Here is a 19,735-nt window from a genome sequence, read left to right on the forward strand (position 1 = left end):
GTTGCGTAGAACCGCTGCGAATGCCCCGCACCCATAAGACAAAGCAACAGCACGAGCCTTGATGAGTAGGAGAGAACCAGTGGAACGCGAATACATGGAATTCGACGTGGTCATCGTCGGCGCCGGCCCGGCGGGCCTGTCCGCCGCCTGCCGCCTGAAGCAGAAGGCCGCCGAAGCCGGTAGCGAAATCAGCGTCTGCGTGGTGGAGAAAGGCTCTGAAGTCGGCGCCCACATCCTCTCTGGCGCAGTGTTCGAGCCCCGCGCCCTGAACGAGCTGTTCCCCGACTGGAAAGCACTCGGTGCACCGCTGAACACCGAAGTGAAGCGCGACGACATCTACGTACTCAAGGATGCCGGCAGCGCGACCAAGGTGCCTGACCTGTTCGTGCCCAAGACCATGCACAACCATGGCAACTACATCATCTCGCTGGGCAACCTGTGCCGCTGGCTGGCGCAGCAGGCCGAAAACCTCGGTGTAGAGATCTACCCGGGCTTCGCCGCCCAGGAAGCGCTGTTCGACGACAACGGCGTGGTCCGCGGCATCGTTACCGGCGACCTCGGTGTCGACCGTGAAGGCAACCCTAAGGACGGCCTGTACACCCCGGGCATGGAGCTGCGCGCCAAGTACACCCTGTTCGCCGAAGGCTGCCGTGGCCATATTGGCAAGCAACTGATCAAACGCTTCAACCTCGACAGCGAGTCCGACGTCCAGCACTACGGCATCGGCCTGAAGGAAATCTGGGAAATCGACCCGGCCAAGCACGAACAGGGCCTGGTGGTACACACCGCCGGCTGGCCGCTGGACGTGGTGGCCAAGGAAAACACCGGTGGCTCGTTCCTTTATCACCTGGAAAACAACCAAGTGGTGGTCGGCCTGATCGTCGACCTGTCCTACGCCAACCCCTACCTGTCGCCGTTCGACGAATTCCAGCGCCTCAAGCACCACCCGGTGATCAGCCAGTACCTCGAAGGCGGCAAGCGCATCAGCTACGGCGCCCGCGCCTTGGCCAAGGGCGGCATCAACTCGCTGCCGAAAATGGTCTTCGAGGGTGGCGCGCTGATCGGTTGCGACCTGGGCACCATGAACGTGGCCAAGATCAAGGGCAGCCACACCGCGATGAAGTCCGGCATGCTTGCTGCCGAAGCAGTGGCCGACGCATTGATCGCCGGTAGCGAAGGCGGTGATCAGTTGAACAGCTATGTCAGCGCCTTCAAGGCGAGCTGGCTGTACGAAGAACTGTTCGCCAGCCGCAACTTCGGCCCGGCCATGCACAAGTTCGGCCCGCTGCTGGGCGCGGCGTTCAACTATGTCGACCAGAACTGGTTCGGTGGCAAGCTGCCGTTCACCCTGCACGACACCAAGCCGGACTATGCCTGCCTCAAGCTGGCCGCCGACTCGAAAAAGATCGACTACCCGAAACCGGACGGCAAGCTCAGCTTCGACAAGCTCAGCTCGGTATTCCTCTCCAGCACCAACCACGAAGAGGAACAACCCTGCCACCTGAAGCTGACCGATCCGAGCGTGCCGATCGCCAGCAACCTGCCGCTGTACGACGAGCCAGCCCAGCGCTACTGCCCGGCCGGCGTGTACGAAGTGGTCACCCAGGAAGACGGCAACAAGCGTTTCCAGATCAACGCGCAGAACTGCGTACACTGCAAGACCTGCGACATCAAGGACCCGGCCCAGAACATCACCTGGGTCACCCCTGAAGGCGCTGGCGGGCCGAACTACCCGAACATGTAAGGCCCCTGCCCTTGCGGCAACAAAAAGCCCCCGGTCCTTATGGGCCGGGGGCTTTTTGTTGGCTGCCATTATCAGGCGGTACGCACTTCCTCAAAGAGTTCTGGATGGCGATCCAGCAGCTTGAGCAGTTTCACCAACGCCACTGGCGGTGTGGTCTTGCCGTTTTCATAGCGGGAGAACGCATTGACCCCACCACCGAAAATTTCCCCCGCTTCACGCTGGTCGAGGTCGAACTTTCTGCGTATGGAGGCAATAAAGGAAGGATCCACAACATTTGCGTTGACCTGGCGCTCGAATGCCGTCATCAAGTGACTGACGCGCATGGCTTCATCATGACTCAGTACACATTCACCACATGCGGAGCAGTAATCGCCACTTACCTCAGGGATCACTGTCATCTCGCCTTTGTAGCTATAGGGCATGCCCTGAATGTCAGGTGCAAGCTCCGAGCCGCCGCATATTGGACATCTCATGGTTACAACTCCTTGAAAGACACGATGAGCACGTCGTCTACCACGGACAATTTCAAATAAACGTACCCAATTGCTGTAAGCGGGCGATACACATCCTGCCAAACCCGGTGGTCAATATGGCTGGTCATGCTCTTGTAGAAATCAGTGCGCTTCAAGCTGGTGATCACCTCAAGCATGCCCGGAAAATCCATTCCCAGCGCCTTGGCGCCTTTCAATGCAGCACCCGTAGGGCGGATTCGCCTTGCCGCAGCCAGGGCTTTTACCCGCTCCAGCGGGCAATGAGGCATTCTCTTTTCCATGAGAAATTAACCTTCCAGGTTAAATTTGGCTAATAGGTTATTCCAATAGCCCCCACCTGGAAGTCTGCCCCAATGCCCCGCAGCCGTTACCGGCTCATTTGTCGCCACACATGACCGGCATCGGCTCAGCCGCAAACGCCAATGGCTCACGACGCCCGAAATACAAGGCCGTCAGCAGCCCCACCGCGCCCATGATCAGACAAAACCCGACACACACCCACGGGCTCCACGGCATCAGCGCAATCAGTGCCAACGGCGTGGTACTGGCCCACAGTGCGTAGGCCACGTTGTAGGTGAAGGAAATGCCCGATACGCGGATCTGCGCCGGGAACAGCCCCACCATCACCGAGGGCACCACCCCCACCACGCCACAGCTCAACCCCGCCAGCGCATAGGCCAGCCAGGTCATGCCCCACTGCCCCACCAGGCTGGCGTACAACGCGCCAATACCCAGCGGCAGCAACAGGCTATACAGCATCAGCGCGCGCCAGGCACCCACACGGTCGACCAGCAGCCCGGCCAGCACGCAGCCCATGTTGAGGAAGACGATGCCCACACTGCTGAGGGCGAAGGTATGCCCGGCAGTCATGCCGAAACGCTGCTGCATCACCGTCGGCGTGATCACCACCAGCACCACCACCGCCGAGGTCAGCACACAGGTCAGCAACGCGGCAGGGATCAATGCCCGGCGGTGTTCACCCAGCACTCGCCGCAGCGGAAAACTCACAGGTTGCTCCTGGCGCGCGCGCAGGGCGAGGAACACCGGTGTTTCACTGAGCCAGCGGCGCAGCCACACACCCACCACACCGAACACCCCACCCAACAGGAACGGGTAGCGCCAGGCGTAATCGAGGATTTCCTGCGGGGTGAACAGTTGCGCCAGCAAGGTGGCGGTCAGCGCCCCCAGCAGGTAGCCGAAAGTCAGCCCGGCCTGCAGAAAGCCCAGGGCATAACCGCGCCGCCCGTTGGGCGCGTGCTCGGCAACGAACGTCCAGGCGCTTGGCACTTCACCGCCTACGGCAGCCCCCTGGAGGATGCGCAAGGCCAACAGGATCAGCGGGGCGGCATAGCCGATGTCGGCATAGGTCGGCATCACCCCGATCAGCAGACACGGCAGGGCCATCATCAGGATGCTCAGGCTGAATACCCGCTTGCGCCCCAGGTGGTCGGCGAAGTGCGCCATCAGGATGCCGCCCAGCGGCCGCGCCAGATAGCCGGTGACGAAGATTCCGAAGCTTTGCAGCAAGCGCAGCCATTCGGGCATCTCGGGCGGGAAGAACAGCTGGCTGAGGGTCAGCGCGAAGAACACGAAAATGATGAAGTCGTAGATTTCCAGCGCGCCACCCAGCGCCGCCAGGCCCAGGGTCCGATGGTCGCCGCGGCTGAACCGGGGCGGGCGAGCGGTATCGATGGCAGTCATGGCAGGGTCCGCAGATCGGCAAAGGGCAAGAGCATATCAAATAGCTGCCCGATTGCCCCGCCGGCGGCACCGCTAGCGGTTGAACACCGTATGCGCGAAGTTGGCTCGCGGCCGTGGCCGCACTGTACTGGCCGGCAGGGTGCCCGGCAGCGGTAGCCTGCCGACCACCATCGGTGCGTCGATGATTGCCATGAACGTCTCCAGCGCCTCGTTATCGGGCGCCTGAGGCAGGCTCAGGCTGACCGCCTGGCGCTCGGCCTGCGGCACTGCTGGCACTTTCAACTGGCTGGAATGGTAAAGCAGTGCATGCTGGATCTGTGTGCTGACACGGCAGAAGCGCTCCAGATCGACGCCACAATGGCTGGCCAGCTCAATATTGCCCAGCAACAGGTGAAAGGGCTGCAAGGCGCACTGCACCAGGCGCTGCAGCTCCTCGAAGCTGGCCACTGGGGCTATCCGGTAATAGCCCAAACCATTGAGCAACCGCTCCAGCTGCAGGCGCTGGCACGGGTGTGTATCGGCGATGAGAATGCGCAGGGTCTTGTTTACCATGGTCGGACCTAGGCCATTGGGTAATGGGCACGCTCCATGACCATACTGCGCCAATAACGGCTAATGCCAAGGCCATGCCCGGCAACGGTCTTCTTTGATAGAAGTCGGGAAAGCCGCATAAATCAAGTGATTGACTGACGGAATTTGCATTTGCCTTTAACCTGGCAATCAGGATTCCCATTGCCGCATGCGCACCCGGCAGTGCTTCATGGCATTGACGATGTGCTTTTCCACCAGGCTGCGGGAGATGCCCAGCCGCTCGGCGATCTGCAGATGTGAAAGGCCTTCGATCTTGCGCAGCAGGAAGCATTCGCGGCAGGGGCCGGTCAGTTCGTCAAGCGCCCGCTGCATGAGGGCCAGGCGTTGGTTGAGCTGCAGTTCCTGCGCCAGCGCCGGCACATGCCCGCCCTCATCACTATCGAGTATCTCAAGCGGTTCGGCCTGACGCACCAGATGGCGACGATGACGGTCGATCACCAGGTTCAGGGCGATACGGTACAGGAATGCGCGCGGATGCTCGATCTGCCCGTTGTCCGTTCGCTCCAGTACCCGCAGGTAGGCATCGTGGGCAACATCCTCTGCCGCCTGACGGTTACCCAAGCGCGCGGACAGGAAACTCACCAACTCACGATAGTAACGTTCCACAAACACACCTGGAATCGTCTGCACACCCACGCTGGGGCAGATGCAGAACTGAGTGATATCAGCGTGCGATCTTACAAAATATAATGATTCTCAGCAACGCACACCTGCGCTGTGCTTACCGTCAACCCGACGCCCGTACAACCTTGAGATTGCGGGCATACCAGGGGCGCTGCGGCACCCGTGGTTGCAGCCGGGCAAAGAGGTCTTCGTTGCCATAAATGATGCGCAACGCCAGCTTCATGGTTTCCGGGTCCATTTCGACGCTTCGACCGGGCCGCAAGCCCGGCACCGTCGAACAGCCATGGGTATCGGGACCCAGCCACGGGTCAGCCACCGCCACCCAACGCCCGGGTGCGAACCAGGGCACGCCGTTCACCTGCAAGCGGCGGATCTCACCCGGGTGGACCCGCTCATGGGCTCGGAACCAATCGTCGACTCGGTCGTCGATCCAGCCATGAAAATGCCAGAACACCGGGTTTACATGTGACGAGAACGGGTCGCCGAGAAAATCGTTGCGTGCTTCGAACCAGCGCTCAGCGAAATCACCCGGGGTACGTGCAGCAGGCACCGGCATACCGTTGGACGGGTCGCGCGGCACCGCCGCCCAACGCATGTGCAACCAGTCATGCAGGCCCAGCTCCAGTTCTGAGCCGAACTGCCCCAAGGTCAGCTTGCTCAGATATTCCGGATCACTGTAGCGCGACTCCCAGACCTGAAAGTTGCCGTGGAAGGTATCCGGGCTTTTGATGTCGCGTACCCACTGGGTGTACTCCTGGTCGTCATGGGCCAGCCAGGTCGGTGGCAAGGCATTGCCGTCGTGGTTGTCGAAGTAACGGGCAAAACCGATGCGGTCACGCTCAAGCTCCGGCTGAGGCAGCGGGAACCGCGTCCACGAAGGCAGGTCCTGCAGGGCCCTGGCACTGCCGAGCATGTGCCGGTGCATGAACAGGAAGTCCTCTCCGGAACCGTTGCGATCCTTGTGCCGGCCACGCGCATCACGCTCCTGGCCACGCGGCCCGGGTTGCCAGCCCAAGCCACGCAGGGCGGATTGCTTGTCCTCTTCCAGCTTGTGCCACTTGTCCCGCGATGCGTGCCATAGCTGGTGGAACAGCCGATGCTCCGGCGAAATGAGCCAAGCCAGCAGCTGTGGCGACAGCGGCGTACGTTCGCGAGCCTCCGGGAAAGGCCGCTTCAAGGCCAGGAAGCCATTGTCCAGAACAGGCAGAGACAGGGCGCGGTCCAGGGCCGAGATACGACCATTGAGCGTTGCCGGCCCGGCATTGCCATAGGCGCCCCAGACCTCATCGAGCACCACATGGCATTCATAGCGCGCCTGCCCTGCACCGGGCTCGGTTGAAAACAGCCGCCAGCGCAACATCCCGGGCTTGTCCGTCAGCAAGTCACCCATGACCCGATAACGGGGTTCCTGCTCACTGCGCAGGCGTTCGGCGGTGTCCAGGTAACCTCGCAGCCCCCGGCCATTGCTGGCGACATCCAGAAACAATTCCAGCTCCCCGTCGGGCAAACCCAGCAGTTGGGCATCCTTGCCATGTGCAGTCCAGCGCCAGATGCCCCGCAGGATGTCGCCCAGCTGCTGCAGGCGGGTATCGGCCAACTCGACAACAGCCTCGCCAGGCGTTTCCGGAAACGCCTCGGCATCCCGCTGGCGCTGTATATACAGCGCTCCGGGTACCGCTACGCCCGTCAATGCCACAGCAGCGATGAACCCGCGTCGAGAAATCGTCATTGCAACTACCTGCGCCTTCATTGCGGCCATGGAGCACGGCCCGTCCAAGGCTAGAACGTTGTACCTGCACTGAAATTTAACGCCGCGGCCGGGGCGGCTAAATTTCCTCCGTGTCGACTCGTTCACCCCAGGTAGCGACGGCCTCTGTGCCCTCCCTCGACGGCGAACCTACCGAGACCAAGATGACGACACCACGCTGGAAAAAAGCCCTGTACATCAGCCTGGCTGCGGCAGTCGCCGCGGGTGCCGGTCTGGCTGCCTGGTACCATTTCGCGGCCCCTGGCGGCTACTCCCGGGAAGTCGTTCGTCAAGCCAACGACTTGCAGGAACGCATCATCTCGTTCGACAGCCATGTCACCTTGCCGCTGGACTTCGGCAACGAAGGCAGCGAAGCCGACAAGGACGGACCGGGCCGCTTCGACCTGGCCAAGGCTGCCCAAGGGCGGTTGTCTGGCGCGGCGCTGACCATCTTTGCCTGGCCCGAATCCTGGACGGGCGCAAACAGCCCGCATCGCCCCACGCCAGGTTTCGTCGAGGCCGCCCGCCACACCCAGGAAGTGCGCTACAACGCCATCACCGCAATGGTGCGCGACTTCCCCGAACGCGTCGCCATCGCCTACACCCCACAGGACATGCGGCGCTTGCACGGCGAAGGCAAGTTCGCGGTGTTCCTGAGCATGCTCAATGCGTATGCGCTGGGGGACGATATCGACCAGCTCGACCGCTGGGCGGCACGCGGGGTGCGCATGTTCGGCTTCAGCTACGTCGGCAACAACAGCTGGGCCGACTCGTCTCGCCCCTTGCCGTTCTTCAATGACACTGTCGATGCGCTCGAGGGTCTGTCCCCCATCGGCAAGCGCGCCGTACAACGGCTCAATGACCTGGGTGTGATCATCGATGTCTCGCAGATGTCCAGCAAGGCGCTGAACCAGGTCATTCAGCTCAGCCGTACTCCGGTGGTGGCGTCGCACTCGGCACCACGGGCCATGGTCGATATCAACCGCAACCTGTCCGACAAGGAAATGCAGTTGATCAAGGAAAGCGGCGGGGTCGTGCAACTGGTCGCGTTCTCCAGCTACCTCAAGCCGCTCAGCGCGCAGACCCAGGAAAAGCTCAATGCCTTGCGTGCCCGCTACGCGCTGCCGCCACTGGCTGACCTGAACTACGCGCTGATGCCTGGCGACCCGGTCATAGCCGGCTGGCCCGAGCAGAAGGTCGGGCAATATGCCAACGAACTCTATGCAATCCTCGAACAGGAGCCGCCAGCGACCCTGAAGGACTACGGTGATGCCATCGATTACACCGTGCGCAAGCTCGGCATAGACCACGTAGGCATCAGCTCGGACTTCAACGAAGGCGGCGGCATCGACGGCTGGCACGACGCCAGCCAAGCACGCAACGTAACGGCCGAACTCATTACCCGCGGCTACTCCGAAGCCGACATCGCCAAGCTTTGGGGTGGCAACTTCCTGCGCGTCTGGGCACAGGTACAGAGCGCCGCCCGCGGTACCGACACTTCACTGCGCTAAGCCATTGGGCACCTTTATGAACGACCGCCGCAATTTTCTCAAAAGGGCCGGCATCCTCGCCGCCGGCCTGCCCCTCGCCAGCCATCTGCTACCCGTTGCCGAGGCCGCCACGCCGATACCGAGCGCCGGCAACCAACGATGGGCCGATTTTCGCCGCCTGTTCGAACTCGACCCAAACTATGCGCACTTCGCCAACTTCCTGATCACCTCTCATCCAAGGCCGGTACGCGAAGCCATCGAGGCCCTGCGTGCACGTTTCGACCGTCACCCGGCGCTGATGGTCGACTGGGATGCCCAGTCGGAGTGGAAGCACGAGGCTGAGGTACGCCAATGGGCGGCACGCTACCTGGAGGTGGCGCCACGCCAGATTGCCCTGACGGGCAGCACTACCGAGGGCCTGGGTTTGATTTATGGCGGCATCAAGCTGGCGCCCGGCCAGGAAATCCTGACCACGGTGCACGAGCATTCCGCCGCACGGCAGACCATGAACTACCGCAGCGCCCGCGATGGCAACCCGGTACGCAGGCTACGCCTGTTCGAGCAACCCTGGCAGGTGAGCACCGACCAGGTGCTGGGTACCGTGCGGGCCGCCATTTCCCCACAAACGCGCGTGCTGGGCATGACCTGGGTACATTCGGGCAGCGGGGTGAAACTGCCGGTTGGCGAAATCGGTGCGCTCGTACGCGAGGTCAATCAGAACAGGGACGAACGCGACCATATCCTGTATGTCATCGACGGGGTTCACGGTTTTGGCGTCGAGGACATGCGCTTCGCCGACCTGAACTGCGACTACTTCATATCCGGGACCCACAAGTGGATGTTCGGCCCCCGCGGGACAGGCATCATCTGCGCCGCATCCTCGGCACTGGGGCAGCTGCAACCGAGCATCGCCACCTTCTCGGAAAACGAAGACTTCGCCACCATCATGAGCCCGGGCGGTTACCACGCCTTCGAGCACCGCTGGGCCCTGGGCAAGGCGTTCGAACTGCACCTGCAAACCGGCAAGGCTGCCGTGCAGGCACGCATCCACGCCCTCAACGACTACCTGAAGCAACAGCTGGAAAGCCTGCCTGCCATCGAACTGGTGACGCCGCGCAGCAGCACCCATTCGGCGGGCTTCACCTTCTTTCGCGGCAAAGGCCAGGATGCCGACGCGCTGGCCAGGTACCTGACTAGCCAACGCATCATCGTCGACGCCGTCTCGCGCGATGCCGGGCCAGTGGTGCGCACTGCGCCGGGTTTGCTGAATACCGAAGCGGAAATCGACCGCTTGGTCGACGTACTGCGCCAGCGCCCGCGCGCCTGACAACCCGGGCCCGGCCACACGCGCCCATGCCAACCCTGCACAACGACAACCGACGAGGCTTACCGTGGACCTTCAGCGCATACTCGAAAAACTGTTCGTCAATGCCCATGCCGTCGGCATCGAAGGCGTGTTCCAGTTCGACTTCGGCCAGGGACTCGCCTACTGGTCCGAGGTATGCGCCAACCCCTGCACGGGGGGTGGCTGGCATGAGGCTCCGGACGTCACGATCGAAGTGGCTCAAGATGACTTCCTCGGCATCATGGCGGGCGCTGTCGACGTAGAGGAGCTTTTCGCCAGTGGACGCCTGAAAATAACCGGCAACATGGGCCTGGCGACCCTACTGCCGCAGGTTATCAGCAGCGCGCGGCAAGGCGCGACCACCAGCAAGGCAGCAATGAACCAGCGCTACCCCACGCCAGGACGCTACAGCGAGGAGGTCTCGGCAGCCCAACCCGTGCTGTATGAGGTACAACGCCTGTCACGGGCCGAAATGCCGCCGTCGCGGTTTCACCATGAACACCTTTCAACGGGCGTGCCAGTGGTGCTGAGCGATGCCCTTGGCGACTGGCCGCTGTTCACCATGGGCCGTGACGCTTCGCTGGCCCACTTTGCCGAGCTGCAGGGCATCACCCGGCATGGTGACTACGTGAAGAAGACGTTCTCTACCGACCGCGACTTCCGCACCACCCCCATGGCCGACTTCATCGCTTCGCTCGACAAGCCGGCCAAGCCCGGCGAGCCGCCCGCCTACATGGGCAACAATATCGTGCCGGAAAAGCTGCAGGCTCTGATCCGCTACCCGGACTACTTCGATCGCCAGCGCTTCATTCCACCGCGCATCTGGATCGGTCCCAAAGGCACCCTTACACCCCTGCACCGGGATGACACCGACAACCTGTTCGCCCAGGTCTGGGGGCAGAAATCGTTCATTCTGGCAGCACCGCACCATCGCGCCGCACTGGGCACCTGGTCAACCAGCCCGAAGGGCGGCCTGGACGGCTGCGATTTCAACCCCGATGCCCCCGACTACGAGCGCTTCCCCGAAGCCCTTAAGGTGCCCTTCCTGCGCGTGGTGTTGCAGGCCGGCGACTTGCTGTTCCTGCCCGAGGGCTGGTTCCACCAGGTAGAGTCAGTGTCCACGTCGCTGTCCGTGAACTTCTGGGTAGACTCCGGACGCGGCTGGTAACCGGCGTGACGGCAACCTGATCTTGATGGGCCATTGGCGCAGGCGATGGGCCGCAACGCGGCCCTGACAAAGGTTCAGACTGCCGCGATCAACGCCTCTGCAAAGCGCTGCGCCACGTCATCGATCTGCTCAGCGCTGATGATCAACGGCGGCAGGAAGCGCACCACCGCGCCATGCCGCCCGCCCAGTTCCAGGATCAACCCGCGCTTGAGGCACTCGCGCTGCACCTTGGCCGCCAGCTCTCGGTTGGCCTGTGGATACCCCAAGGCATCCCACTCGCCCTGCGGCTCCACCAGTTCGACCCCAAGCATCAAGCCACGCCCGCGTACATCACCCAATTGCGGATAGTCACGTTGCAATTGCTGCAAGTGCTGACGCAGGCGCAGCCCCATGGCCTCGGCATGCTCGGCCAGGCGATGCTCGACCAGGTAGTTGATCACCGCCGACCCCGCCGCCATGGCCATCTGGTTGCCACGGAAGGTACCGGCATGGGCGCCCGGCTTCCAGGTGTCCAGCCAGTCGCGATAGACGACTACCGCCAGCGGCAGGCTGCCACCGATGGCTTTGGACAAGGTGACCACATCGGGCACGATGCCGGCGTGCTCGAAGGCGAACATGCGCCCGGTACGGGCGAAGCCGCTCTGGATCTCATCGACGATCAACGCCACGCCCGCCTGCTCGGTAATGCGCCGCACGCCCTTGAGCCATTCGATGTCGGCCGGAATTACCCCGCCCTCACCCTGTACCACTTCGAGGATCACGGCGGCGGGCAGCGGCACGCCGCTTTCCGGATCGAGCAGCAGGTTTTCCAGGTAATGCAGGTTGGCCTTGACCCCGGCCTCACCACCCAGGCCGAACGGGCAGCGGTAGTCGTAGGGGTACGGCATGAACTGCACGCCGCTGCTCAGCAACGCACCCAGTGGCTGCTTGGGGCCAAGGCTACCCATCAGACTCAACGCGCCCTGGCTCATGCCATGGTAGGCGCCGTGGAAGGCCAGCACGGTGCTGCGCCCGGTTGCACCACGCACCAGTTTGAGCGCCGCTTCAACGGCGTCGGTACCGGTTGGGCCGCAGAACTGCACCTTGGCCTCGCGACGCAGCGCCTCGGGCAGGATGCCGAACAGGTCCTGGACGAAACGGTCCTTGACCGGTGTGGTCAGGTCGAGTGTATGCAGCGGCAGTTCGTCAGCCAGCACGCGCTGGATTGCCTCGACTACGACCGGGTGATTATGACCCAGCGCCAAGGTGCCAGCGCCGGCCAGGCAGTCGATGAACTGGCGGCCTTCGACGTCTTCGACATGGATGCCCCGGGCGCGCTTGAGCGCCAGCGGGATGCGCCGCGGGTAGCTGCGGGCGTTGGACTCTTGCTGTTGCTGGCGTTGCAGCAAAGGCGAATCGGTGAATTCGTACAAGGGTTGCGGCAAGCTGGCCGGTGCAACCTGGGCAAGGCTGGAAGCGGTGGACATGGGTGAATCCTCGCAAGCAAGCGGATGGGCGGTTATCGCTTTGGAAACGCTTGAGTGGGGGGAGGATTTAGCGGTTGTTACTGGATTTTATTTTTGTCTGTGCCGGCCCTTTCGCGGGTAAACCCCCCCGTAGGAGCGGGTTCACCCGCGAAGAGGCCAGCACAGGCAATAAACATCAATGCACCGGACGCGCCGGTACCCGCAACAAGACCCGCAAGCCGTCACTACGGCTGTCAAAGCGCAGGCTACCGGCACACCGCTGCACGATTGCCTGCACTATCGCCAGCCCCAATCCGCAACCACCACTCTGCCCATTACGCCAGAAGCGCTCGGTCAGGTGCTCCAGGTCCGCTTCGGCAATCCCTGGCCCATGGTCACGCACCATGAAGCCCACTTGGCCGTCTGCCATCTGCACGTCCAGCTCTACAGCTTCATCACCGCCATGACGCAAGGCGTTGTCCAGCAGGTTGCGCAGTGCTGCCACCGCCAACGGTGCCGGCATGCCCAGGTAGATTTGCGTAGCCTCCTCAGGCAGACGCAGCACGATACGCCGGTTGTCGCCGCCGCCCGCATCCTGCATCGCCTGCCGCGCCACCTGCTCGGCGCTGCACTGCACGCCATCCTCGAACGACAGGCTGCCTTCTACCCGCGCCAGCATCAGCAACTGCTCAAGCGTGCGGTGCATGCGGTCGGTGCCCTGCTCGGCATGTTCCAGCGCCTGCTCGCGCACTGCACCGTCGGTCATGCGCGCCACCTGCAGGTGGGTCTTGATCGCGGTCAACGGGCTGCGCAGTTCATGCGCGGCATCGTCGGTCAGGCGCCGCTCACGCTCGAGGGTCTGAGCAATGCGCAGGAACAGCTGGTTCTGGGTCTCCAGCAACGGCTGTAACTCGCTGGGCATGCCCGCCACCTGCAGCGGCTCGACACTGTCCGCACGCCTGCGGCGCAAGGCATCACGCATGCGGTTGAGCGGCTCCAGGCCCTTGCCAAGGCCGATCCACAACAGCCCCAGGCTGCCAAGCAGGGCCATCAATACCGGCGCCGATGCCGCCAGCAGAATCGACTGGTTCAGCGCCTCGCGCTCCATGTGCCGGTCGGCCGTGGTGATGCGCACATCGCCGTGGTTGTAGGTAAAGGTGCGCCAAAGCGCATCGTCGATGGTCTGGTCACGGAACCCGCTGCGCTCGTCGTCCATGGCGCCATCGTGCTTGTGGTTGCTGGCGAGGATCTCGCCACGCAGCGAGCTGACCTGGCAGGCCATGCCGTCCGGTACGCTGAACTGGTCGGCGGAAAAATGCGCCTCCCCGCCCTTGGCAGTCAGCGGCTGCGGCAACTGGTCGATCAACCCGGCGACCATACGCGCCGACGCCACCAGGCGCTGGTCGAGGGAAAACATCATCTGCTGGCGCAGGTCACGCAGCATCCACGCCGCGGCCAGCGCCCAGATGATCACGAAGGCGCTGCCGAGGATCAGGCTCAGGCGTACCCGAAGGCTCATGATGCGGCCTCTTGCGGTGCCTGCGCCGGGCCCAGCCGGTAGCCCAGGCCACGCACGGTCTCGACAATGCCGTTACCCAGCTTGCGACGCAGGTGGTGGATGTGCACATTCAGGGCGTTGCTCTCGACCTCGTCGCTGAAACCGTATACGCAGTCCTTCAGTTGCTCGCTGGACAGCACGCGCCCGGGGTTCTGCAGCAGCGCCTGGAGCAGGGCCTGCTCACGGCGGGACAGGTCGACATGCTGGCCGGCCAAGGTCGCCTCGCAACTACTCGGGTCATAGCGCAGCGGGCCGTGCTCGATCACGTTCACCGCCCGCCCGGCCACCCGCCGCAGCAAGGTATGCAGGCGTGCGGCCAGCTCGCGCAGATCGAAGGGCTTGAGCAGGTAATCGTCGGCACCGGCCTGCAGGCCATCGACACGATCAGTGACGGCATCGCGGGCGGTGAGCACCAGTACCGGCAGGGTCTCGCCTTTTTCGCGCAGGCGGCGCAGCAGCTTGAGGCCATCTTCGTCGGGCAGGCCGAGGTCGAGGATCATCACGTCGAACTGCGCGGCCTGCAGCATCGCTCGCGCAGCGGCGGCGTTGCCAACCCGGTCCACGGTCAGACCCTGAGCGGTGAGGCCGGCGCAGATGCCGGCGGCGATCAGGTCGTCGTCCTCGCAGAGCAGAACGTGCATGGTGGGGCTCCCGGAGTGGTGTGGCTGGTATTGCACCTTGGGCGGATTAAGGGGGGATTATGGACCTTTTGGGGAGGGTTGGGGGGAGATCGAGCGCCGCGCGGGTCGCCACCCTGCCCCTCGCAGCCTCAACGCCAATTCCCGAGCTTCTCGAACACAACAGAAACGAAGTCGCCTTTTCCTACAACTGATCCAGAAACCTCTGATCAGAATCCATGATGGGATTTCCCCCTGCACGCGCTGTCAGGGAGACACCTCATGTACCTGGATTACCTCGTGCCCTCCTGGCACGAGATCGAGTCACGTGTCATCGCCATGGTGGGCTACCCAAGCGGTGGCCAGTTCCGCACCGGCCTCAATGAAGAGGTCGCCTCGCTGGGCCTCAACCTGCGCCGGATCGAAGCTGTCCGCACAGCCTTCTACCACGCCGAATGGCAGGCGGCGCACCTGCTACGCCAGCGCTTCGCCGACCTCGACATCAACAGCATCGTCGACGAACTGCTGAGGGTCGTGCAGCAGATGGCGATGATCGTCGTCGGCAGCACCGTTACCGGTGGCCTGCTTGGCGCAGGGGTCGGCGCATTCGCCGGCGGCGCCGGAACCATACCGTTCGCTGGCGCAGGCGCGGCCATGGGCCTCAAGGTCAGCGGCTGGATCCTCGGTGCGCTGGGGCTGGCCTCCATCGCCGAGTTCTTCATCGACGGCTTGCCGCGTATCGGCGAGTACTACGTCGATGGCATCCGCTTCGCCTGGGAAGGCACCTGCGGCAATGAAGGCACCGGCCCGTTCTGCCGGGACGACCCTTATGCGATATCTCGGGCCACGCATCAGATTGCCCAAGGCCATGTGGAAGTCGTGGTGCTGTTGTTGGGGGCGATCGTGTCATACCTCACCCGCGGACGCGGCGATGCCCGAGTGCTGGCCCAGGAGATGGCGGCCAGCCGCAAAGGCGCGCGGTTGGGGCAATGGATGCTCCAGCATGAAGAGGGGTTGAAGAAACGGCCGGATCTGCAGGTGCCGGAGCGGCGCAAAGGGGCGATGGATGATCCGCAGCCAGTTCAGCCGAATCGGCAGGCGGGAAAAGACAAGGAGCACCCCACAGGGAAGCCCGGTAGCATGCCGTTGCATACGGTGGCGTGTTTCAAGGCGGATAAATTGCCAGCGTCGAAGCATGGCGAGTTTGAGCGGCAGTTAAAGGGACAACAAGATGGACTCAATCGGCTGACGGTTGAAGAGTTCCTGGAAAATATTGCAAACCCCATAGAGCGAGATCCAAAAACTGCGAGAAAAGCAAGACAAAAACTGTATGACGACCTAAGGAAAAGAGCTTATAGAAAACTGCCCAAGGACATGAACCCAATTGAAGCAAGAAAAATTTCAACGATGCAGGCTAAGGAATCGATGTCCTCTCTTGCTGCGCTGCACAATCCAGATCTAATCGCCGGCGGCAAGGATGTCATCTCTGACTTCGGGGATAGGCAAGTAAATTCCACTATAGGTCCCCAATGGAGAAGCAGGGTAGGAGAGCTGACAAGATCAGTCGAAGAACAAGCCAAAGATGGCCGCGCATCAGGCTTTTTAAATGTCAGACTGCACAAATGCTAACAAGATAAGGAGCGCGACAATGGACGAATTTTTCTCCCTCTTCATAGAAGAAATGGGCGAGCCGATTTTCAGGCAGGAGGTGCCTCCTTCTAGCATCGAGCGCTACAGCGGTAAATTGCCGAAGAAACTGTTGGAATACTGGACCGAGCACGGATGGTGCGGATATGGTGATGGAATATTCTGGACGGTCAATCCGCAAGACTACGAGGGCGTAGCCGCCTCATTCATAGAGGGCACTGCGCTCGAAGGGCGAGATACCTATCATGTCATCGCTCGGGGCGCCTTTGGTGATCTCTATCTGTACGGAGAAAGTTCCGGGTTTTCATTAGACATCGTAGCCCACACTTCACAATACTGCGGCAGAGTGAATGAACTTGATGCAGGCAACATGGACAAGGACGTGCAAGACTTCTTTCTATTGATCGAACGGGAGTCCAACGACTTTGGCGATTTATTCGAGCCTGCATATAACAAATTAGGCAAACTCAATCATGATGAGATGTATGGTTTCGTTCCAGCCTTGGCATTCGGTGGCCCCTGCGATCTTGCGCACCTAGAAAAAGTCAAAGCTGTCGAGCACTTGATACTACTTGCACAGATCTCCACCCTCGAGCCCTATAGCTTTTCTGACTTCTAAACACAGTATTGGCCGTGAAAAGCGGCGGATGAGATGCACGGCTTCGTCCCGGCGCTGATGCTGGGCGTGTCTGCCAGCCTGGCCAATCTTCAGCGGCTGAAGGCCGACGTGCATCTGATTCTGCTAGCGTAGACGGGCGAACTGGGACCCTACGAACTCGATGAAAAGGAAGATGATTAGCACGCGCTTACAACGCTCACTGGCGCAGCGCATCGGGCGAATCGACATCCCGCAGCACACCGGCATCCTCGACATCCAGCCGGACGCAACGGTCCGCATGGGCCTTCAGCACCGAACGCGCCCCTTCATCACCCTTCAACCGGGCAAGCGCCGGCCAGAAATCGCGCCCGAACAACACCGGATGGCCCTGTCGTCCAGCATGACAAGGCAGGATTATCGTTGACCCACTGGCCTCGCGCGCAAGCAAATCCAGGGTCGCGGACGCCACCCAGGGCATATCACCCAACAGAATCGCTACTGCCTGCGCCTCGCTGTCAGCCAGCGAAGCGGCACCGGCCGCCAGGCTATGGCCCATGCCCAATGTGAAATCCGGACTGGAGACCACCCTGCACCGCGCAGGCAAACCCAGGTCCACGCCTCGCTCCCCTTCACGCAACACCACCCGCACATCATCGAACACTGCGCAGGCGCTCTCTACGCTGTGTACCAGCAAGCTTCGACCGTCAGCCAGCAGCGAACGGCGCTTGTCAGCGCCGAAACGCACACTGCTGCCTGCAGCCAATACCAACGCAACCACGCTCACAGCGCCGCCCGCTCGATGCCATTGCGCGCACGAAGGATATCGGCCAGTACCGCCAGGGCGATCTCGGCCGGGGTCTTGCTGCCCAGGTTCAGGCCAATCGGCGCATGGATGCGCGCCAGCTCGTCGCAACCCAGGCCACCAATTCGCTGCAAGCGTTCGCGACGCTTGTCGGAGGTGGCCTTGGAGCCCATCACGCCGATGTAGAACGCTTCGGTCCGCACGGCTTCAAGCATGGCCAGGTCATCGATTTTTGGATCATGGGTCAATGCCACCACTGCCGTATCGGCATGGCAACCGCCATTGGCGATGAATTCCGACGGCAGCTCGCGGCGCACCTCTATGCCATTCAGCACTACGCCGTCGAGTACTTCGTCACGCGGCTCGCAAAGGATGACCTCAAAACCCAGCCCCCTGCCGAATTCGGCGCAAAAATGCGCCACGCTGGAATAGCCGGCCAGCAGCAGCCGCTGGGCGGCGCCGACACGCAAGCGCACCCGGGCATTTTCCCGCTCGACCCGTGGCCCCTGACTATGGTCATCGAGCAGCTGGCGGGTACCCGTTGGCAGGCTCACCTCACGCAGTACCCGGCGCTGGCCCAGCAGCGCACGTTCCAACTCACGCAGATGCGCCTGCACCTCGCATTCAACCGGCAGGTTCTCCACCAGTACTTCAAGCACACCGCCACACGGCAGGCGAACGCGCGAACGCGGGTCGCTGCCGTCGCCATAACGCACGATGGCAACCGGCTCCGGGAATTCCCCCAGGGCCACGCGTTCGAGAAAGTCGTCTTCGACACAGCCACCGGACAGCGAGCCCAGCCACTGGCCGCTGGCGTTCACCGCCAGCAGCGAACCCGGCGCACGCGGCGCCGAGCCGTAGGTGGCGAGCACCGTGCACAACCATACCCGCTGGCCGTTGCAGGACCACTGCAAAGCCTGACGGATCACCTGTAGATCGAGATGCTGCACGCTTTACTCCGCCTTCAGCTCGGCGAGCTGCTGTACGTTCAGGTCGCCGGGCAATCCACCCCAGGCCTGGCGCAGGTAGTTGACCATATCCGTCACCTGTTGGTCATCAAGCTTGTCGGCAAAGCCCGGCATCGGCTGCATGCGCTCGAAGCCGGTGAACTGCTGTTCACGGATGCCCTCGAGGACCACCTTGACCAGATTGCGCGAGTCGGCCTGGCGCAGCACAGTGTTGCCGCGCATGGCCACGGCGATGTGCGGCTTGCCCTCGCCGTCGACCCCATGGCAGCCGGCGCAGACGTTCAGGTACTGCTGGTGGCCCCGCTTGGCACTGTCGCTCATCTGCTCCAGGGCAACGGCCTCGATAGCCTTGGCCGGCGGCGGCTGGTCACCCAGCAGGTAGGTGGCCATTGCCGCAAGGTCTGCATCTTCAAGGTGCTGGGTGCTGTGGTGCACCACCGGGAACATCTCGTTGAACATGCTGCCTTGGGCGCTGATGCCGTGCTTGAGGAAGGTGGTCAGGTCCGGCTGGGTCCAGCCGCGCTCCGCCAGGTCCTGGGCCAGCAGGCTTGGCGCCAGGTAGCCACCCAGCAGGCCGCCGCTCAGGCGTTGGTCCTGCTGCAGCGCACCGATCGGGTTGCGCGGGGTATGGCATTCGCCACAATGGCCCATGACCTCGACCATGTACTGGCCGCGCTGCCAGGCCGGGCTTTTACCCTCGGTCGGCTGCAGTTGCACTCTCTTGCCATACAGCATGTTCCAGCCGCTGAGCCCCATGCGCACATTGAACGGGAAGCGCAACGCGGTCTGCGGTGCCGGGCGGTTGATCGGCGGTATGGTCATCAGGTAGGCGAGGATCGCGTCCGAGTCTTCACGCTTGATCAGGTGGTACGAGGTGTAAGGCATCGCAGGATAAAGGTTGGCGCCATCCTTGCGCTTGCCCTCGGTGACTGCGGCGAAGAACTCGTCGGCGCTGTAGTTGCCGATGCCGTACTGTTTGTCCGGGGTGATATTGCTGCCATAAATGGTGCCGAACGGCGAATGGATCGGCAGCCCGCCCGCATACGGCGCGCCGCCTTCGGCAGTATGGCAGGCCATGCAGTCGGCCGCGCGGGCCAGGTATTCACCGCGCTTGACCAGCGCATCGTCGGCCGCCAAGGCAAACGAACTGACCGCCAGCCCGAGGGCCAATGCCGAGGCGCTACGTACGAAGCCCATGT

At 62.5% G+C, this 19,735-nt stretch carries 19 protein-coding genes; 7 read left to right on the forward strand and 12 right to left on the reverse strand.

Annotation, left to right across the window (positions count from 1 at the left end; translation table 11 throughout):
• The first annotated feature begins 61 nt into the window (after positions 1–61).
• Entirely contained in the window at positions 62–1,744 is a 1,683-nt protein-coding gene (locus tag V6093_RS09655; RefSeq protein ID WP_012051718.1) for an electron transfer flavoprotein-ubiquinone oxidoreductase, read from the forward strand.
• A gap of 71 nt (positions 1,745–1,815) precedes the next feature.
• On the opposite strand, the gene V6093_RS09660 is transcribed toward V6093_RS09655, so the two are convergent.
• From V6093_RS09660 to V6093_RS09685, 6 genes are all read right to left on the reverse strand, one after another.
• The gene (locus V6093_RS09660) at positions 1,816–2,217 is read right to left on the reverse strand and encodes a type II TA system antitoxin MqsA family protein (protein WP_003254235.1); all 402 of its coding nucleotides are present in this window, start codon (positions 2,215–2,217) and stop codon (positions 1,816–1,818) included.
• Positions 2,218–2,219: 2 nt separating this feature from the next.
• Entirely contained in the window at positions 2,220–2,516 is a 297-nt protein-coding gene (locus V6093_RS09665) for a type II toxin-antitoxin system MqsR family toxin (protein ID WP_010954960.1), read from the reverse strand.
• Positions 2,517–2,610: 94 nt separating this feature from the next.
• Positions 2,611–3,936 (reverse strand): MFS transporter, encoded by a 1,326-nt coding sequence (locus V6093_RS09670; protein ID WP_265980069.1) that lies wholly within the window; start codon positions 3,934–3,936, stop codon positions 2,611–2,613.
• A 72-nt stretch (positions 3,937–4,008) separates the two neighbouring features.
• The gene (locus tag V6093_RS09675; protein ID WP_265980067.1) at positions 4,009–4,488 is read right to left on the reverse strand and encodes a histidine kinase; all 480 of its coding nucleotides are present in this window, start codon (positions 4,486–4,488) and stop codon (positions 4,009–4,011) included.
• Positions 4,489–4,656: 168 nt separating this feature from the next.
• Positions 4,657–5,133, reverse strand: a complete 477-nt coding sequence (locus tag V6093_RS09680; RefSeq protein ID WP_003254241.1) for a sigma-70 family RNA polymerase sigma factor — start codon at positions 5,131–5,133, stop codon at positions 4,657–4,659.
• 121 nt (positions 5,134–5,254) lie between these two features.
• Positions 5,255–6,880: a twin-arginine translocation signal domain-containing protein gene (locus tag V6093_RS09685; RefSeq protein WP_047604117.1), complete on the reverse strand. Its 1,626-nt coding sequence runs from the start codon at positions 6,878–6,880 to the stop codon at positions 5,255–5,257.
• A gap of 182 nt (positions 6,881–7,062) precedes the next feature.
• Between V6093_RS09685 and V6093_RS09690 the strand changes: the two genes are divergently transcribed.
• The 3 genes from V6093_RS09690 to V6093_RS09700 all read left to right on the forward strand — a co-directional run bounded on the left by V6093_RS09690 (position 7,063) and on the right by V6093_RS09700 (position 10,901).
• Entirely contained in the window at positions 7,063–8,409 is a 1,347-nt protein-coding gene (locus tag V6093_RS09690; protein ID WP_004573661.1) for a dipeptidase, read from the forward strand.
• A 16-nt stretch (positions 8,410–8,425) separates the two neighbouring features.
• Positions 8,426–9,715 carry an aminotransferase class V-fold PLP-dependent enzyme gene (locus V6093_RS09695; RefSeq protein WP_047604119.1) on the forward strand — a complete coding sequence of 430 codons (1,290 nt, stop codon included), beginning with the start codon at positions 8,426–8,428 and terminating at the stop codon, positions 9,713–9,715.
• A gap of 64 nt (positions 9,716–9,779) precedes the next feature.
• On the forward strand, positions 9,780–10,901 hold the full coding sequence (locus tag V6093_RS09700) for a cupin-like domain-containing protein (protein WP_047604120.1): 1,122 nt from the start codon (positions 9,780–9,782) through the stop codon (positions 10,899–10,901).
• 74 nt (positions 10,902–10,975) lie between these two features.
• On the opposite strand, the gene V6093_RS09705 is transcribed toward V6093_RS09700, so the two are convergent.
• From V6093_RS09705 to V6093_RS09715, 3 genes are all read right to left on the reverse strand, one after another.
• Positions 10,976–12,367, reverse strand: coding sequence for an aspartate aminotransferase family protein (locus tag V6093_RS09705; protein ID WP_047604122.1), 1,392 nt, complete (start codon positions 12,365–12,367; stop codon positions 10,976–10,978).
• Positions 12,368–12,542: 175 nt separating this feature from the next.
• Positions 12,543–13,865: an ATP-binding protein gene (locus tag V6093_RS09710; protein ID WP_003254253.1), complete on the reverse strand. Its 1,323-nt coding sequence runs from the start codon at positions 13,863–13,865 to the stop codon at positions 12,543–12,545.
• Positions 13,862–14,545 carry a response regulator transcription factor gene (locus V6093_RS09715; RefSeq protein WP_004576176.1) on the reverse strand — a complete coding sequence of 228 codons (684 nt, stop codon included), beginning with the start codon at positions 14,543–14,545 and terminating at the stop codon, positions 13,862–13,864. Before V6093_RS09715 ends, V6093_RS09710 begins: the two co-directional genes overlap by 4 nt.
• Positions 14,546–14,803: 258 nt before the next feature.
• Here V6093_RS09715 and V6093_RS09720 point away from each other — a divergent pair, with 258 nt between their 5' ends.
• Genes V6093_RS09720 through V6093_RS09730 form a run of 3 tightly spaced genes read left to right on the forward strand, consistent with a single transcriptional unit; the run spans position 14,804 to position 16,919 of the window.
• Positions 14,804–16,150 carry a DUF6861 domain-containing protein gene (locus V6093_RS09720; RefSeq protein ID WP_406669782.1) on the forward strand — a complete coding sequence of 449 codons (1,347 nt, stop codon included), beginning with the start codon at positions 14,804–14,806 and terminating at the stop codon, positions 16,148–16,150.
• Between the two features lie 19 nt (positions 16,151–16,169).
• A complete protein-coding gene (locus tag V6093_RS09725) occupies positions 16,170–16,787 on the forward strand; it encodes a GAD-like domain-containing protein (RefSeq protein ID WP_047604124.1) in 618 nt (205 codons plus the stop codon).
• Positions 16,788–16,820: 33 nt separating this feature from the next.
• Positions 16,821–16,919 (forward strand): T6SS immunity protein Tdi1 domain-containing protein, encoded by a 99-nt coding sequence (locus V6093_RS09730; RefSeq protein WP_080756757.1) that lies wholly within the window; start codon positions 16,821–16,823, stop codon positions 16,917–16,919.
• 64 nt (positions 16,920–16,983) lie between these two features.
• Here V6093_RS09730 and V6093_RS09735 read toward each other — a convergent pair whose 3' ends face one another.
• Genes V6093_RS09735 through V6093_RS09745 form a run of 3 tightly spaced genes read right to left on the reverse strand, consistent with a single transcriptional unit; the run spans position 16,984 to position 19,733 of the window.
• Positions 16,984–17,550 (reverse strand): NTP transferase domain-containing protein, encoded by a 567-nt coding sequence (locus tag V6093_RS09735; RefSeq protein WP_014859277.1) that lies wholly within the window; start codon positions 17,548–17,550, stop codon positions 16,984–16,986.
• Entirely contained in the window at positions 17,547–18,518 is a 972-nt protein-coding gene (locus V6093_RS09740; protein ID WP_003254261.1) for an XdhC family protein, read from the reverse strand. Before V6093_RS09740 ends, V6093_RS09735 begins: the two co-directional genes overlap by 4 nt.
• A 3-nt stretch (positions 18,519–18,521) precedes the next feature.
• Complete coding sequence (locus V6093_RS09745; RefSeq protein ID WP_265980061.1) at positions 18,522–19,733, reverse strand: cytochrome c; 1,212 nt, start codon at positions 19,731–19,733, stop codon at positions 18,522–18,524.
• Positions 19,734–19,735 lie beyond the last annotated feature (2 nt).

It is taken from the genome of Pseudomonas putida group bacterium ESBL64, from assembly GCF_045277175.1.
GTDB lineage: Bacteria > Pseudomonadota > Gammaproteobacteria > Pseudomonadales > Pseudomonadaceae > Aquipseudomonas > Aquipseudomonas alloputida.